General features: G+C 73.6%; 13 protein-coding genes. 5 read left to right on the top strand and 8 right to left on the bottom strand.

The genetic code is table 11. From position 1 onward, the window contains the following. Nucleotides 1–87: 87 nt before the first annotated feature. From ACWCPI_RS19065 to ACWCPI_RS19045, 5 genes are all read right to left on the bottom strand, one after another. A complete protein-coding gene (locus tag ACWCPI_RS19065; protein ID WP_451039205.1) occupies nucleotides 88–696 on the bottom strand; it encodes a hypothetical protein in 609 nt (202 codons plus the stop codon). Beyond that, nucleotides 693–2,051, bottom strand: a complete 1,359-nt coding sequence (locus ACWCPI_RS19060) for a hypothetical protein (protein ID WP_451039204.1) — start codon at nucleotides 2,049–2,051, stop codon at nucleotides 693–695. Before ACWCPI_RS19060 ends, ACWCPI_RS19065 begins: the two co-directional genes overlap by 4 nt. Next, the gene (locus ACWCPI_RS19055) at nucleotides 2,048–2,848 is read right to left on the bottom strand and encodes an ABC transporter ATP-binding protein (RefSeq protein WP_451039203.1); all 801 of its coding nucleotides are present in this window, start codon (nucleotides 2,846–2,848) and stop codon (nucleotides 2,048–2,050) included. Before ACWCPI_RS19055 ends, ACWCPI_RS19060 begins: the two co-directional genes overlap by 4 nt. 95 nt (nucleotides 2,849–2,943) lie before the next feature. Continuing rightward, nucleotides 2,944–3,909, bottom strand: coding sequence for a zf-HC2 domain-containing protein (locus ACWCPI_RS19050; protein WP_451039202.1), 966 nt, complete (start codon nucleotides 3,907–3,909; stop codon nucleotides 2,944–2,946). After that, entirely contained in the window at nucleotides 3,906–4,505 is a 600-nt protein-coding gene (locus ACWCPI_RS19045) for an RNA polymerase sigma factor (protein WP_451039201.1), read from the bottom strand. The genes ACWCPI_RS19050 and ACWCPI_RS19045 overlap by 4 nt, the downstream gene beginning before the upstream one ends. A 211-nt stretch (nucleotides 4,506–4,716) precedes the next feature. Here ACWCPI_RS19045 and ACWCPI_RS19040 point away from each other — a divergent pair, with 211 nt between their 5' ends. The 3 genes from ACWCPI_RS19040 (at nucleotide 4,717) to ACWCPI_RS19030 (ending at nucleotide 7,547) form a co-directional block, all read left to right on the top strand. Beyond that, nucleotides 4,717–4,977, top strand: coding sequence for a hypothetical protein (locus tag ACWCPI_RS19040; protein WP_388799426.1), 261 nt, complete (start codon nucleotides 4,717–4,719; stop codon nucleotides 4,975–4,977). Then, nucleotides 4,978–7,116 carry a 4-alpha-glucanotransferase gene (malQ, locus tag ACWCPI_RS19035; protein WP_451039200.1) on the top strand — a complete coding sequence of 713 codons (2,139 nt, stop codon included), beginning with the start codon at nucleotides 4,978–4,980 and terminating at the stop codon, nucleotides 7,114–7,116. Nucleotides 7,117–7,271: 155 nt separating this feature from the next. Further along, the gene (locus ACWCPI_RS19030; RefSeq protein ID WP_388799420.1) at nucleotides 7,272–7,547 is read left to right on the top strand and encodes a hypothetical protein; all 276 of its coding nucleotides are present in this window, start codon (nucleotides 7,272–7,274) and stop codon (nucleotides 7,545–7,547) included. 118 nt (nucleotides 7,548–7,665) lie between these two features. On the opposite strand, the gene ACWCPI_RS19025 is transcribed toward ACWCPI_RS19030, so the two are convergent. Next, nucleotides 7,666–8,250 carry a TetR/AcrR family transcriptional regulator gene (locus ACWCPI_RS19025; RefSeq protein ID WP_451039199.1) on the bottom strand — a complete coding sequence of 195 codons (585 nt, stop codon included), beginning with the start codon at nucleotides 8,248–8,250 and terminating at the stop codon, nucleotides 7,666–7,668. 319 nt (nucleotides 8,251–8,569) lie between these two features. Here ACWCPI_RS19025 and ACWCPI_RS19020 point away from each other — a divergent pair, with 319 nt between their 5' ends. Then, nucleotides 8,570–10,033: an FAD-dependent monooxygenase gene (locus ACWCPI_RS19020; protein WP_451039310.1), complete on the top strand. Its 1,464-nt coding sequence runs from the start codon at nucleotides 8,570–8,572 to the stop codon at nucleotides 10,031–10,033. Between the two features lie 54 nt (nucleotides 10,034–10,087). On the opposite strand, the gene ACWCPI_RS19015 is transcribed toward ACWCPI_RS19020, so the two are convergent. Next, complete coding sequence (locus tag ACWCPI_RS19015; RefSeq protein ID WP_451039198.1) at nucleotides 10,088–10,603, bottom strand: MarR family winged helix-turn-helix transcriptional regulator; 516 nt, start codon at nucleotides 10,601–10,603, stop codon at nucleotides 10,088–10,090. A gap of 135 nt (nucleotides 10,604–10,738) precedes the next feature. Between ACWCPI_RS19015 and ACWCPI_RS19010 the strand changes: the two genes are divergently transcribed. Beyond that, complete coding sequence (locus tag ACWCPI_RS19010; RefSeq protein ID WP_451039197.1) at nucleotides 10,739–11,698, top strand: EamA family transporter; 960 nt, start codon at nucleotides 10,739–10,741, stop codon at nucleotides 11,696–11,698. A 110-nt stretch (nucleotides 11,699–11,808) separates the two neighbouring features. Here the strand turns inward: ACWCPI_RS19010 and pepN are convergent, their stop codons facing one another. Further along, nucleotides 11,809–14,400, bottom strand: coding sequence for an aminopeptidase N (gene pepN, locus ACWCPI_RS19005; RefSeq protein ID WP_451039196.1), 2,592 nt, complete (start codon nucleotides 14,398–14,400; stop codon nucleotides 11,809–11,811). Nucleotides 14,401–14,467: the final 67 nt, after the last annotated feature.

Genomic DNA, 14,467 nt, shown 5'->3' with positions numbered 1-14,467 from the left:
TTGTGTGCGCCGGTGCGGCACGCGCCGGCGAGGCGGCCCGGCGCCGGGCCGGGGAACCGACCCGCGCCCGGCACCGGCCCGCCCGCGTCAGTGACGCGGCCCCTCCGCCCGCGCCCCCCGCCGCAGGTACAGCAGGCCTCCGCCCACGAAGGCCACCAGGGCCACCAGCCACGCGTCCGCCTGCCCGGAGGGCTGCACGAGCCAGGCCCACACCGGCACCGAGCCGCCGCGCAGACCTGAGGCCGCCACGTACACCGCGCTGACGTATCCGAACACCGGCAGCCAGCTCAGCCGGGCGCCGAGCAGCACGGCCGAGGCCGCGGTGAGGCCGACACAGCCGAGGGTGTTGCGGATCATGGCCGGCGGGCCGAACGACGACATGTGCCCGAGCACCGCCCATGGCAGCAGCGCGGCGGCGAGGGCCGTGAGGGCCAGCAGATGGACCAGGCGACGGCGCCACCACGGGCGTACGGCCGTGCGGTCCAGTTCGTCGGAAGCCGTGTGGAGGCTTCCACCGATCACCGCGGCCGCGGCCAGCGGGGCGAGCGCGACCACCGGGACCCGTCGGTCGGGATCCAGGAAGGCGTCCAGGCCGTGTGCGGCCCAGACCGCGAGCCCCGCGGTCGCGGCCAGCAGGGCGACGCTGCGCGGGACGGTGCGCGAGCGGGCGTAGAGCAGCGGTCCGGAGGTCGTCACAGGGCCGGCACCCCGCTCGGTTGGCACGCGCGCGCGGTCGCGAAGTACGCCGACAGCCAGGCCCGGCGCTCCTCGTCGCCCATCGCCAGCAGCCGGGCGCGGGCGTCGAGCCGGGCCCGCAGCTCGGCGCGGTCGGCCCTGTCGCCCTCGGCCGCCAGCTCGTCGAACCGGCGCTCCGACGGACTCGGCGCCAGATAGTGCTCCACGGCGTCGTCGGTCCGGGCCACCTCCGGGTCGACGGCCGCGTTGCACTGGTCCCGGCTGTACAACGCCATCCCGGCCTCCCACGCGTACCGCCGCTGATCGGTGAGCCGGCCCCGTACGACACTCCAGCCGATCGGTGTGAGCATCGGCAGGTCGACCTCGTCCGGGCCGGGCTCGCCCGGCAGGTCGGTGAAGCGGACCGGGAGGTTCTGCACGCCCCGCAGTCGGCCCGTCAGACCGGACAGGGCATCCGTGATCTGGGGAAGGAGGCTCTCGTAGCGGGCGTTGACGCAGATGTGCGGGGTGGTGGAGGTGTCGCACACCTGGCGCCGGGCGACCGGGGCGGTGTGCCACAGGGCGCCGCCGGTCTGCACCAGCAGCGCGCCCGCCGCCGTCGCGGCGGCCAGCGGCAGCAGGGCCGTGAACCGGCGCCGGGCGGCGTACCCGAGGACCGCGGCCCCCGCGAGACCGCCCGTCCACACGGCCATCGCGGCCGGCTGCCACCACACCGGTACGTCGGTGACCGATCTGCTGCCCAGCGGGGACAGCTCACGCAGCGGGCCGGTGCTGTCGTACGCCATGACACCGAGGACGGCGTACCCGGCGACCGCGAGCAGCGGTGCCGTCAGCCGCCGGGGCAGCAGCCGGCCCACCACGTGGCCGACCAGGACGGCGGACGCCAGGGTCACGGCGTCCGTGAGCGGCGCCACGAGGTCCGGCTCGTCACCGGTGGCGTACAGCGCGGTGGCGAGCAGAGCGAGGGCTGCGGCGACGGCGTAACCGGCGACCGCCCAGCACGCGACCGGCAGGGCGGCGGCCAGCGACCGGGCGAGCGGACCCCGCACGGCCGTCGCCAGCAACTCCTCGGTACGGCGGCCGCGTTCCCGGGCGCCCTGCAGTCCGCCGGCGGCCAGAGCCAGCGGGACACCGAGCAACTGGGCCGTCAGATGCAGCCGTTCCCGGGTCTCGCCCCAGCCGCCCTGCCACTGCGCTGACGTGCCGGCCATGCCGACGACGAGCACGAGCAGCAGGGCCGCGCCGGTCCAGGGGGCGAAGCCGCGCAGGAACTCGGCACGAAGGGGATGGTGCGACCCACGGGCCGGGGCGAGGGACCGCGGCTCGTGGCTCTTCTTGTCCGCTACGAGGGTCATCGCGCCGTTCCTCCTGGGGCGCCGGCCGCGTGTGCGGCGAGGTCGGGGGCGCGGTGGGAGCGCAGCGCGGCCGTGTAGCCGCGCTCGATCGGGTTGTCGCCGCTCACGTCGGCCGCCGTGTCACCGAGAGCCGCAAGGGACTCGGGTGTGCCGCGGTAGGCCACGCGGCCCGCGTCGATGAGCGTGACCTCCGTGCAGGCCGCCGCCACGTCCTCCACGAGGTGGGTGGAGACGATGACGGTGGCCGAGGCGCCCAGCTCGCGCAGCAACGCACGGAACTCCACGCGCTGTTCGGGGTCGAGACCGGCGGTCGGCTCGTCGAGGAGCAGCACCTGCGGGTCGTTGACGACGGCCTGGGCGATGCCGACCCGGCGGATCATGCCGCCGGACAGCGTACGGACCTTCGCGTCGATGCGGTCGGCGAGGCCGACACGGGCGACGGCCCTTTCCACCGCGGCGGGGATGCCGGCGGCGGGCATCTCCTTCAGCCATGCGACGTACGCGACGAACTCCCGGACGGTGAAGCCCGGGTAGTAGCCGAAGTCCTGCGGCAGGTACCCCAGGCGCCGCCGCACCGTCCCGCGCCGCCGGTGCTCACCGGTGTCCTCGCCGAGGATCTCCACCCGGCCCCCGGACGGCTCGGCGACCGTGGCCAGGACGCGGATCAGCGAGGTCTTCCCGGCACCGTTCGGGCCGAGCAGACCGTGGACTCCGGGGCCGAAGTCGAGGTCCAGCGCGTCGAGGGCGACGGTCTTGCGGTGCCGGACCCGTAGGCCGGTGACTCGGATGGCGGGCAAGGGAACTCCAGAGGTTCGGGTGCAGGGGTGGTTCGGGTACGTCGGACAGGCCGGTGGGCGGACCGTGCCGCCCCCGGCGGCGGCCGGACCGCCGGTCAGCGCCGCTGCGCTCGGCCGAAGTCCGGGCGGCGCGCGGCCAGCAGGGCGGCGCAGACCAGGGCCGCTGCGGCCCAGGCGCCCTGTGCCGGAGCGCCGTCGAGACACGCCGAGAGCTGCTCGGCCAGACGTGCGAGAGGCCGTCCCGGAGCGGTGAGCACGGGGGCGAGGACGGCACACAGCCAGCCGCCGCCCGTCAGGGCCGTGGCGGCACGGATCCCGACCCATGCGGCCAGGGCCAGCGTGGCCAGGGTCAGGGCGAGCCCGGGCAGCAGCCAGGCGACCGCGGCCGGCGCGCCCGAGGACGGCAGCAGCAGCCCCGCCGAGGTCAGCAGCGGCAGGCTCACCGCCAGCACGGCGGCCGTCCGGATCAGCACCAGCCGGAGCCCGGCGGACGGGGTGGCCGCCGTGATCTCGTGGAGCGGATCGGCGTGGGCGCCGTAGGACGCGGCGACTCCGAGGACCGGTACGACGGGTGCGACGGCCAGCAGCAGGGGCCGCGCCCCCTCGAAGCCGGCGCCCCGTGCCAGCGCGACCGCGCCGAGCGCGACGCACAGCACGGCCAGCGACCACGCCCCGCGCACCGCGGGGCCGGCGGCCCACAGCATCCGGGTGAGGCGGGAGCCCACGGCGAGGACGCCCCGCCGCCGCACACGGGTCGGGGTGCGGTCGGGGAGCCGTACGGATTCCGGTGCCGGATCGGCTGCCGGAGCGGCTGCCGGAGCGGCTGCCGGAGCGGGTGCCGGCACCGCCGCCCGCGCGTTGCCCGGTGCCGCCCCCAGGACCGCCTCCCGCAGCTCGGCCAGCACCGGGCCGGCCGGCGTCAGCCGTACCGCGCTCGACACCCGGGACGCGCAGGAGCCGCAGGACTCCAGATGCCTTTCCAGGGACCAGGCGTCGGGCTCCGGCAGGGAGCCGTCGGCGTAGCGGGTGACCAGGACGTCGGACGCGTGCCAGTCGGTCATGCCGGTCCTCCCAGCGGGGACGGGTGCAACTGGGCCAGGGCGGCGCGCAGTTCCGCGCGGGCGCGGGTCGCGCGGGACTTCACGGTGCCTTCCGGTATGCCGAGCAGCCGGGCGGTCTCCCGGGTGGTGAGCCCGTCGACGACCGTGGCGCGCAGCACCTCGCGCAACTCGGGCGAGATCCGGTCGAGGGCCGTGCCGACATCGCCGTACTCCAGGCCCGCCAGCACCCGCTCCTCCACCGACGGCGCTGCCGCCCGGTCGTGCCCGGCCGTGGCCTCGTCCATCGACGTGGTCTCCAGCCGCGTCGCCCGCTCCCGCACGCGCAGCGCGTCGATCAGGCGGCGCGCCGCGATGGTCCACAGCCAGCCGCCGGTCTGCTCGCCCCGGTGCGTCCGCGCCGAGCGCCAGACCGTCACGAACGTGTCCTGCAGCACCTCGCGCACGACCTCGGGATCGGCGCAGCGCCGGCTCAGCCGGGCGTGCAGCCACCCCGCGTGGCGGTCGTACAGCGTGGCCATCGCCGCAGAGTCCCCGCCCGCGACAGCACGCAACAGCGCCGCGTCCGAGTCCTCCTCGTCCTCCCGGTGACCCCCCATGGGGCGGAACAGTCTCACACCCCGTCTATCGACAGGACTTCGGCGGCCGGTTCACGGTCCGCCGGACTCCTGGTCCAGAAACGGGATGCGAAGCGGAAATGGGGGGCGGGAATGTGATGAGAGGCACGTTGCCGCGGTCGGTACGTCTGCCGCCGCGCCCGCTGGGTAGGGCTGCCGTAACCACCACGTCGTACCTGACAAGGAGGCCCCCATGGCCACAGCATCGGCCCTGTCCAAACCTGAGGCGCCCTTCGAGCCCGAGATGCACGCCTGCGTCTTCAGCGCCGAGGGTGCCTGCGCCGAAGCCCCGCTCACCAGCGAACCGCCCCTCCCCGACGCCGAGCCCCTCACGAGTGAGCCGCCCCTCGCCGACGCCGCGCCGCTGACGAGTGAGGCGGCGACCTGGGACATGGGCATGGACCTGGGTATGGACACCGGTATGGACTTGGACATGGATGCCACGAGGCCGTAGATGACAGCACAGCGGCCGGCCGAAGCCTCACCCCAGGAGCCCGCGGGGCCCGAAGGCCCCGAGGACCCCCCTTCCGACGATCTGTCCCGGCTCGCCGAGCTGTACGGCGTCGCCCCCTCCTACCAGCCGTCCCCGGGCCGAACGGTCACCGCGTCCGCCACCGCTCTGACGCTCGCCCTGGCCGCCCTCGACGTCGACGCGAGCACACCCGAGGCCGTCGGCGCCGCGCTCGCCGCACGGGAACAGGAGCTGAGCGAGCGGCTGCTGCCCCCGACGGTGGTGTGCTGGAGCGGCGCCGAGCCCGACCTGCGGGCCCAGCTGCCCCCCGGCACCCGGCTGCTGATCGAGACCGAACAGGGCGCAACCCGCACCACCTTCGATCAACTCCCGCCCGGCGTCCATCGACTGACCGCGACCACCCCCGACGGCCGTACGGCGACCAGCCACCTGGTCGCCGCCCCGCCCGGCCTGCCCACGCCGCCCGGACGCTCGTACGGCTTCCTCGTCCAGCTCTACTCCCTCCTCTCCCGCCGCTCCTGGGGCATGGGCGACCTCGGTGACCTCGCCGAGCTCACCGCCTGGGCCGGACGGGCGCTCGGCGCCGGGTTCGTGCAGGTCAACCCGTTGCACGCGGCCGTACCCGGAGCCCCCACCGACCCCTCCCCCTACCGCCCGTCCTCCCGCCGCTTCCCCGACCCGGTGCACCTGCGGATCGAGGACGTGCCCGAGTTCGCGTACATCGAGGACCGCGAGCGGGCGCGGACGCTCCTCGAAGGGGCCCGGCGGCTGCGGGAGGCGGTGCTGGAGAAGGGGGCGCTGATCGACCGGGACGCGGTGTGGGCCGCCAAGCGGGAGGCGCTGGAGCTGCTGCGCGAGGTGCCCCTCGGGCCGGGGCGGCGGGCCGCGTACGCCGACTTCCTCGCGCGGGAGGGGGAGGCGCTGGAGGACCACGCCACGTGGTGCGCGCTGGCCGAGGTGCACGGCTCCGACTGGCAGCGGTGGCCGGCCGGGCTGCGGCACCCGCGCTCGCCCGAAACCACCCGTGCGCGCCGGGAGTTGATGGACCGCGTCGACTTCCACTGCCGTCTCGCCTGGCTCACCGACACCCAGCTGACCGCCGCCCAGCGGATCGCCCGGGAGGCGGGCATGCCGGTCGGGATCGTGCACGACCTGGCGGTCGGGGTCCATCCCGGGGGCGCGGACGCCTGGGCCCAGCAGGAGTACTTCGCGGCCGGGATGTCGGTGGGCGCCCCGCCGGACGCCTTCAACGCCCGCGGCCAGGACTGGGGGCTGCCGCCGTGGCGGCCGGACCGGCTGGCCGGGTCCGGGTACGCGCCGTACCGTCTGCTGCTGCGGGCCCTGTTCCGCTCCGCGGGCGCGCTGCGGATCGACCACGTCATGGGGCTGTTCCGGCTGTGGTGGGTACCGCAGGGACATGCGCCGACGCAGGGGACGTACGTGCGCTACGACGCCGAGGCCATGCTCGCGATCCTGGTGCTGGAGGCGTCCCGGGCCGGGGCCGCGGTGATCGGTGAGGACCTCGGCACGGTGGAGCCGGGGGTGCGGGAGACGCTGCGCGCACGGGGCGTGCTGGGCACGTCCGTGCTGTGGTTCGAGCGGGACTGGGACGGGGACGGCCGTCCGCTGCCGCCGGAGTCGTGGCGCTCCGACTGCCTCGCCACCGCCACGACCCACGACCTGCCGTCCACCGCGGCCCGCCTCACCGGCGAGCACGTGGAACTGCGCGACAGCCTCGGCCTGCTGACCCGGCCCCTGGAGCAGGAACGCGCGGAGGCCTCGGTGGACACCGCCGAGTGGCTGGCACTGCTGTCCCGGCTGGGACTGCTGCGGGGCACGGGCGGCGGGCGCTGCGCCTCGGAGGAAGAGGCCGAGATCCAGGCCGTCCACCGCTTCCTGCTGCGCACACCGGCCCGCATGGTCGGGGTCTGGCTCCCCGACGGGGTGGGCGACCGCCGCCCGCAGAACCTGCCGGGCACATGGGACCAGTACCCGAACTGGCGGCTGCCGATCGCGGACGCGGCAGGGAGGCCGCTGACGCTGGAGGAGCTGGCGGCCTCGCCCAGGGTGCGCAGACTGGTGGAGGTGCTGAAGGACGGGGTCGCCCGACGCCGCGGGTGACCGAGGAGAGCCCGGCGCGAGGGCGGGATCGCGGAGGCGCCGACGCGGTGGACGGGTGCCGCGGCGGGGGAGCGCGACGAGTCCGCCGGGCGGGCCGGGGGCCGTACGGCACCCCGGGCGCGCGGCCCCTCGTGGCGTTCTGTACTTTTGGGACCGTGGACAAGAAGAACGCCCTGCGCGCCGGCGCCCTGGCCGCCGGTACGACGCTGATGATGCTGCTCATGTCGTCCCCTGCGCTCGCGCTCACGCGTGACGACGGCGACGACCCGGGTCCGGGTCTGAGTGTGATCGAGACGGTGACCCAGTTCGTCCTGGCCCCGACTGTGCTGTTCCTGGTCATCGCCGGGCTGGTGATGGTCCTGGACAAGTCGCACAAGCAGAAGGACACCACCAGCTCCAACATCCAGACCAAGGCCGACGCCAAGGTCTGACGCGAGGCTCTTCGAGTCCGCCGCGCGCTTCCCGAGGGCGCCGGCCCCGTCGTACGTACGCGCATCCGCCGTACGGGACGAGGCCGGCGCCCTCGGTGTGTTCACCGGCGGGCGGCTTTCACACCTTCGGGTAGGGCGCCGTCAGATACCGCTGCACCGTGGGCGCCAGCCAGGCCACGAGTTCCTCGGGGGCCAGCGCCACCGTGGGCGGGAACCGCAGGACATACCGCGTGAGCGCGAGCCCCAGGAGCTGTGACGACACCAGCGCCGCCCGTGCCGCCGCCTGCTCGGGGTCGGGGCACACCCGGCGGGCGAGCGGCAGCAGCTGGTCCCCGAAGATGCCCCGCATGCGTTCGGCGCCGGCCTGGTTGGTCGCGCCGACCCGGAGGAGGGCGGTGAGCACCTCGTTCTCCTCCCACATGGCCAGGAAGTGCGTCACGAGCGCGCGGCCGGCGTCGTCCCGGCTCAGCGACGCCGGGTCCGGCAGCCGCAGGTCGATGGCGACGGCTGCCGCGAACAGGCCCTCCTTGTTGCCGTAGTAGCGCATCACCATCGAGGGGTCGATGTTCGCGTCCCTGGCGATGGCGCGGATGGTGGCGCGTTCGTAGCCGTCGGCCGCGAAGCGCTCGCGGGCCGCTTCGAGGATCGCCGTGCGGGTGCCCTCGGAGCGGCGCGACGGGGCGGGGGCCTTGCCTTCTGTCATGCCGACCAATGTAGGCCAACACGCGTAGGCCAACAAACGTGTGCCAACAAGCGTGTGCCAACAAGTGTGTGCAAAGGATCGGTGCCAACAGGCGCATGCCAACGAATGCGCGCCAACCGTTGCGCACCAACGAGGGGTGCCAACAGGCGGGCGCCAACGCATGTGTGCCAACAGCTGTGTGCCAACAAGTGTTGACTTCATCTCCGGCTCGGCCCTACGCTTGCCAACAGACGTTGACCAACAAATGTTGGCACCCACAGGAGGCGAGGCCGTCATGACCGGCATAGAGAGCACGACCGGCACCGAAACGGACATCACGATGGACACCGCCTCCCCCCGCCCCCACGTCCACCCCGTCATCGTCGTCGGCTCCGGCCCCACGGGCCTCCTGCTCGCCGGTGACCTCGCCACCGCCGGCGTCCCCGTCACCCTCGTCGAGAAGCGCCCCCGCGAAATCAGCAACCTCTCCCGTGCCTTCGGCGTGCACGCCCGCACCCTGGAACAACTCGACGCCCGAGGCCTCGCCGACCGGCTGCTCGCCACCGGCAGCACCATCACCGAACTGCGGCTGTTCCGCCGGCTCTCGCTCGACCTGGGCGCCCTGCCGTCCCGCTTCCCGTACCTGCTGATCACTCCGCAGTACGAGGTCGAGCGGCTGCTGGAGGAGCGGGCGCGGCAGGCCGGTGTGGAGTTCCTGTACGAGAGCGAGGTCGTGGAGCTGCGGCAGGACGACAGCGGGGTCGATCTCGGCATCCGCGGCGCGGACGGGGCGGTCGTCACCCGCCGGGCGCTCTACGTCGTCGGCGCGGACGGCCACCGCAGCGCCGTGCGCCGGGCGCTCGGCCTGCCCTTCCCCGGTGTCTCCGTCATCCGGTCCCTCTTGCTGGCGGACGTCCGCCTCGCCGACCGGCCGGACAGTGTGCTCACCGTCAACGGCACGGGCGACGCCTTCGCCATGATCGCGTCCTTCGGTGACGGCTGGTACCGCGTCATGGGCTGGAACCGCCGCCACGAGGTCCCCGACGACGCCCCGCTCGACCTCGACGAGGTCAGGGAGGTCACCCGTCGTGCCCTGGGCACCGACTTCGGGATGCATGACGCCCGCTGGCTCTCCCGCTTCCACAGCGACGAGCGGCAGGTCCCCGAGTACCGGGTCGGGCGGGTCTTCCTGGCCGGTGACGCCGCGCACGTGCACTCACCGGCCGGCGGCCAGGGCATGAACACCGGCCTGCAGGACGCGGCCAACCTCAGCTGGAAGCTCGTCGCGGCGGTCGAGGGGCGGGCGCCCGAGGGGTTGCTGGACACCTACCAGGCCGAGCGGCACCCGGTCGGCAGGGCCGTGCTGCGCAGCAGTGGCGGACTGGTCCGGCTGGCCCGGGCGCAGAGCCTGGTGCTGCGTGCCGTGCGGGCCCTCGTCTCCGGCGTCCTCGGCGCGCTCCCGCCCGCCCGGGCCAGGGCCCTGGCGCAGATCTCCGGCATCGGCTACCGCTACCCCGCTCCGCGCGGCTCCCACCGCCTCGTCGGCACGCGCGCGCCCGACGTCGCCCTGGAGGGCGGTCGCCTCTACGAGGCGCTGCGCGGCGGGCGGTTCGTACTGATCCAGCCGGCGGCTTCGGCGGCGTACGACGGGAGGGGTGCCCGCGAGGGACGGCTGGCCGTGGAGCGCTGGGCGAGCGAGAGCCGTACGACCGTGCTGGTGCGGCCCGACGGGTATGTGGCCTGGGCGGCGCAGGGCGCGGACCCGGCGGACGTGGAGCGCGCGGTCGCCGCTCACGTCGGGTGAGCGCAACCCGCTCCCGGGTGCGTCACCCCACTTGTGCCGCTGCGCTCCCGGCCCTCACCGGGACTCGTGCGTCCCCGCGAGCAACTCCCTGAGCAGGTCGGCCAGTTGGCCGGCCTGTTCGTCGTCCAGGACGGACAGGGCCTCCGTCTGGACGGCGAGCCCGGCGGTGACCGCCTCGTCGACGAGGGCCAGCCCCTCCGTGGTGAGGGTGACGTTCAGGCCCCGGCGGTCGTGCGGGTCGGGGGAGCGGCGCAGGAGCCCCGCTCGCTCCAGCTTGTCGAGGCGGCCGGTCATACCGCCCGTGGTGAGCATCAGCGTCGCCGAGAGCCGGCGGGGCGGGAGCGTGTACGGCTCGCCGGACCGACGCAGGGTGGCCAGGACGTCGAACTCGCCCCGTGAGATCCCGAACCGGGCGTACGTCGTGTCCATCCGGCCGCCCACCGCGTGCGTGAGGCGGTAGATCCGCCCGAAGACCTCCATCGCGGTCGTGTCGAGGTCGGGCCGCACCTGCGCCCACTGGTCGATGATCGCGTCGACGGCGTCCTTGCGCCGGGGTGGGCGTGCACTCATGGACCGAGTATCGGGCGAAGAACGGTCGGCCGCAAGAAAGTAGCTTGACGGAAAGTTGCTTAGCGCTAAGCTACTTTCCGCTGACCTACTTCCCGCTGACCTACTCTCCAGGGATCTGCCGAAGGGTGCCGACCCATGGCCGCCAACCGCGCCGTCCTGATACTCCTCACCGCCCTCGCCCCCGTCTCCTGGGGCACGACCTACGCCGTCACCACCGAGTTCCTCCCCGCCGACCGCCCCCTGTTCACCGGTCTGATGCGCGCCCTCCCGGCCGGTCTGCTGCTGCTCGCCCTCGCCCGGGTGCTGCCGCGCGGCGCCTGGTGGTGGAAGTCGGCGGTCCTGGGCGCGCTGAACATCGGGGCCTTCTTCCCGCTGCTGTTCCTGTCCGCGTACCGGCTGCCCGGCGGTATGGCGGCCGTGGTCGGCTCGGTCGGCCCCCTGTTCGTCGTGGGCCTCTCGGCGCTGCTGCTGGGGCAGCGGCCGACGGTCCGGAACGTCCTCACCGGCGTCGTGGCGGCGTTCGGTGTCAGCCTGGTGGTCCTGAAGGCGGCCGGCGCGCTCGACGCCCTCGGCCTGCTGGCCGCCCTCGCCGCCACGGCGGCCATGTCCGCCGGCACCGTCCTGACCAAACGGTGGGGGCGCCCGGACGGCGTCGGTCCGCTCGCCCTCACCGGCTGGCAGCTCACCGCGGGCGGCCTGCTCATCGCCCCCCTCGCCCTGCTGGCCGAGGGCGCTCCCCCCGCGCTGGACGGCCGGGCCGTCGGCGGCTACCTGTACCTGGCGCTGGCGAACACCGCGGTGGCGTACTGGCTGTGGTTCCGCGGCATCGGCCGCCTCAGCGCCACGCAGGTCACCTTCCTCGGCCCGCTGTCCCCGCTGACCGCAGCGGTGGTCGGCTGGGCGGCGCTGGGCCAGGCGCTGACCCCGGTCCAACTGGCGGGCATGGCGCTCGCGTTCGGGGCGACCGTCGTCGGGCAGCTCGGGGCCGCGGGCGGCGGTGCGGGCAAGGGTGCTCTCGGCGGCAGGCTGTTCGGCACCGCTGGAGCGAGCCGTGAAGAGCCGAGGGACGTGACAGGTGTGGCGCTGCGACGGTAGACCGAGCCGTTTCGGTTCGCCGCCCACGCGGACCCACGAGGCGGCTGATACGACAGCAGGGGGCGCCCGGTGCGGACCGGGCGCCCCCTGTGGCGTACCTACCGCTGCGGCTACGCCTGCTGCTCCTGCTGCGCCGCGGCCGCGTCGGCCGCTTGGGCCTTCAGGGCGCGTTCCACGCCCGCGCGGGACTCCGAGACCAGACGGCGCAGGGCCGCGTTCGGCTCGGCCGAGGCCAGCCAGGTGTCCGTCTTGGCCAGGGTCTCCTCGGAGACCTGGAGGGACGGGTACAGGCCGATCGCGATCTGCTGGGCGATCTCGTGGGAACGGGACTCCCAGATGTCCTTGACCACCTCGAAGAACGCGTCCGTGTACGGCGCCAGGAGCTCACGCTGGTCGGTCTGGACGAAGCCCCCGATCACCGCTTCCTGGAGGGCGTTCGGCAGCTTGTCGGAGTCGATGACCGACGACCAGGCCTCCGCCTTGGCCTCGGCGGTCGGGCGGGCCGCACGGGCCGTCGCGGCGTGGCGCTCGCCGGCCGCCGTCCGGTCCCGCTCGTACTCGCCGGTGATCTCCGCCTCGTCGAAGCGACCCACTGCCGCGAGCCGCTGGACGAACGCCCAGCGCAGCTCCGTGTCGACGGCCAGGCCCTCGATCGTCGTGGAGCCGTCCAGCAGGCCCTCCAGCAGGTCCAGCTGCTCCGGAGTGCGGGCCGTCGCCGTGAACGCCCGCGCCCACGCCAGCTGGTGGTCGCTGCCCGGCTCGGCGGCGCGCAGATGGGCCAGCGTGGCGTCCGTCCAGCGGGTCAGCAGGCTCTCGCGGGCAGCCGGGGCGGCGTACAGCTCGATCGCCAGCTTGACCTGGCGCTGGAGCGACTGCACGACGCCGATGTCGGACTCCTTGCCGATGCCCGACAGGACCAGGGAGAGGTAGTCGCGGGTGGCGAGCTCCCCGTCCCGCGTCATGTCCCAGGACGACGCCCAGCACAGGGCCCGCGGGAGGGAGGCCTCGAAGTCACCCAGGTGCTCCGTGACGAAGGCGAGGGACTGCTCGTCCAGGCGGACCTTCGCGTACGACAGGTCGTCGTCGTTGAGCAGGATCACGTCCGGGCGGCGCTTGCCCGCCAGCTGCGGTACGGCGGTCAGCTCGCCGTCCACGTCCAGCTCGATGCGCTCGTCACGCACCAGCTTGCCCGACGCGTCGTCCAGGTTGTAGACGCCCACCGCGATGCGGTGCGGACGCAGCGTCGGCTCACCCTGCGCGCCGGTGGGCAGCGCCGGTGCCTCCTGGCGGATCGCGAAGGACGTGATCACACCGTCGGCGTCCGTCTCGATCTCCGGGCGCAGGACGTTGATGCCCGCCGTCTCCAGCCACTTCTTCGACCAGGCCTTCAAGTCGCGGCCGGAGGTCTCCTCCAGCGCGCCCAGCAGGTCGGACAGCCGCGTGTTGCCGAAGGCGTGGCGCTTGAAGTACGCCTGGACGCCGGTGAAGAACTCGTCCTCGCCGACGTAGGCGACGAGCTGCTTGAGGACGGAGGCGCCCTTGGCGTACGTGATGCCGTCGAAGTTGACGAGGACGTCGTCCAGGTCGCGGATCTCGGCCATGATCGGGTGCGTGGACGGCAGCTGGTCCTGCCGGTACGCCCAGGTCTTCATGGAGTTGGCGAAGGTGGTCCACGAGTGCGGCCAGCGCGACTCGGGGTGGGCCGCCTGGCAGGCGATGGAGGTGTACGTGGCGAACGACTCGTTCAGCCACAGGTCGTTCCACCACTCCATGGTGACCAGGTCGCCGAACCACATGTGGGCCAGCTCGTGCAGGATGGTCTCGGCCCGCGTCTCGTACGCGGCGTCGGTGACCTTCGAACGGAAGACGTACTGGTCCCGGATGGTCACCGCGCCCGCGTTCTCCATCGCGCCCGCGTTGAACTCCGGCACGAACAGCTGGTCGTACTTCTTGAACGGGTACGCGTAGTCGAACTTCTCCTGGAACCACTCGAAGCCCTGCCGGGTCACCTCGAAGATGGCGTCCGAGTCGAGGTACTCCGCGAGGGAGGGCCGGCAGTAGATGCCGAGCGGGACCGACCGGCCGTCCTTCTCGTAGACGCTGTGCACCGAGTGGTACGGGCCGACGACGAGCGCCGTGACGTACGTCGAGATGCGCGGCGTCGGCTCGAAGGACCAGACGTTGTCCTTCGGCTCCGGCGTGGGCGAGTTGGAGATGACGGTCCAGCCCTCGGGGGCCTTCACGGTGAACTGGAAGGTGGCCTTCAGATCCGGCTGCTCGAAGGACGCGAAGACGCGGCGGGCGTCCGGGACCTCGAACTGGGTGTAGAGGTAGGCCTGCTGGTCGACCGGGTCGACGAAGCGGTGCAGGCCCTCGCCGGTGTTGGTGTACGCGCAGTCGGCGACGACCCGCAGCACGTTGCGGCCCTGAAGCAGGCCGGGCAGTGCGATCCGGGAGTCCTTGAAGACCTCGGCCGCGTCGAGCTGGTCGCCGTTGAGCGTCACCTCGTGAACGGTCGGGGCCACGAGGTCGATGAAGGAGTCGGCGCCGTTCTCCGCGACGTCGAAGCGCACGGTGGTGACGGACCGGTAGGTCCCGCCCTCCTGCGCGCCGGAGAGGTCGAGATCGATCTCATACGAGTCAACGGTGAGCAGCTTCGCCCGCTGCTGCGCCTCGTCGCGAGTCAGGTTTGTGCCAGGCACGCGGTCATCTCCTCGATATGTGTGGGTTCGGTCATCCTTCCACGGGACATCGGGATCGGGCGACGAG

Source organism: Streptomyces sp. NPDC001920 (assembly GCF_053594495.1).
The sequence above is the reverse complement of the archived record's forward strand: the minus strand, read 5'-3'. Positions and strand labels throughout refer to the sequence as shown.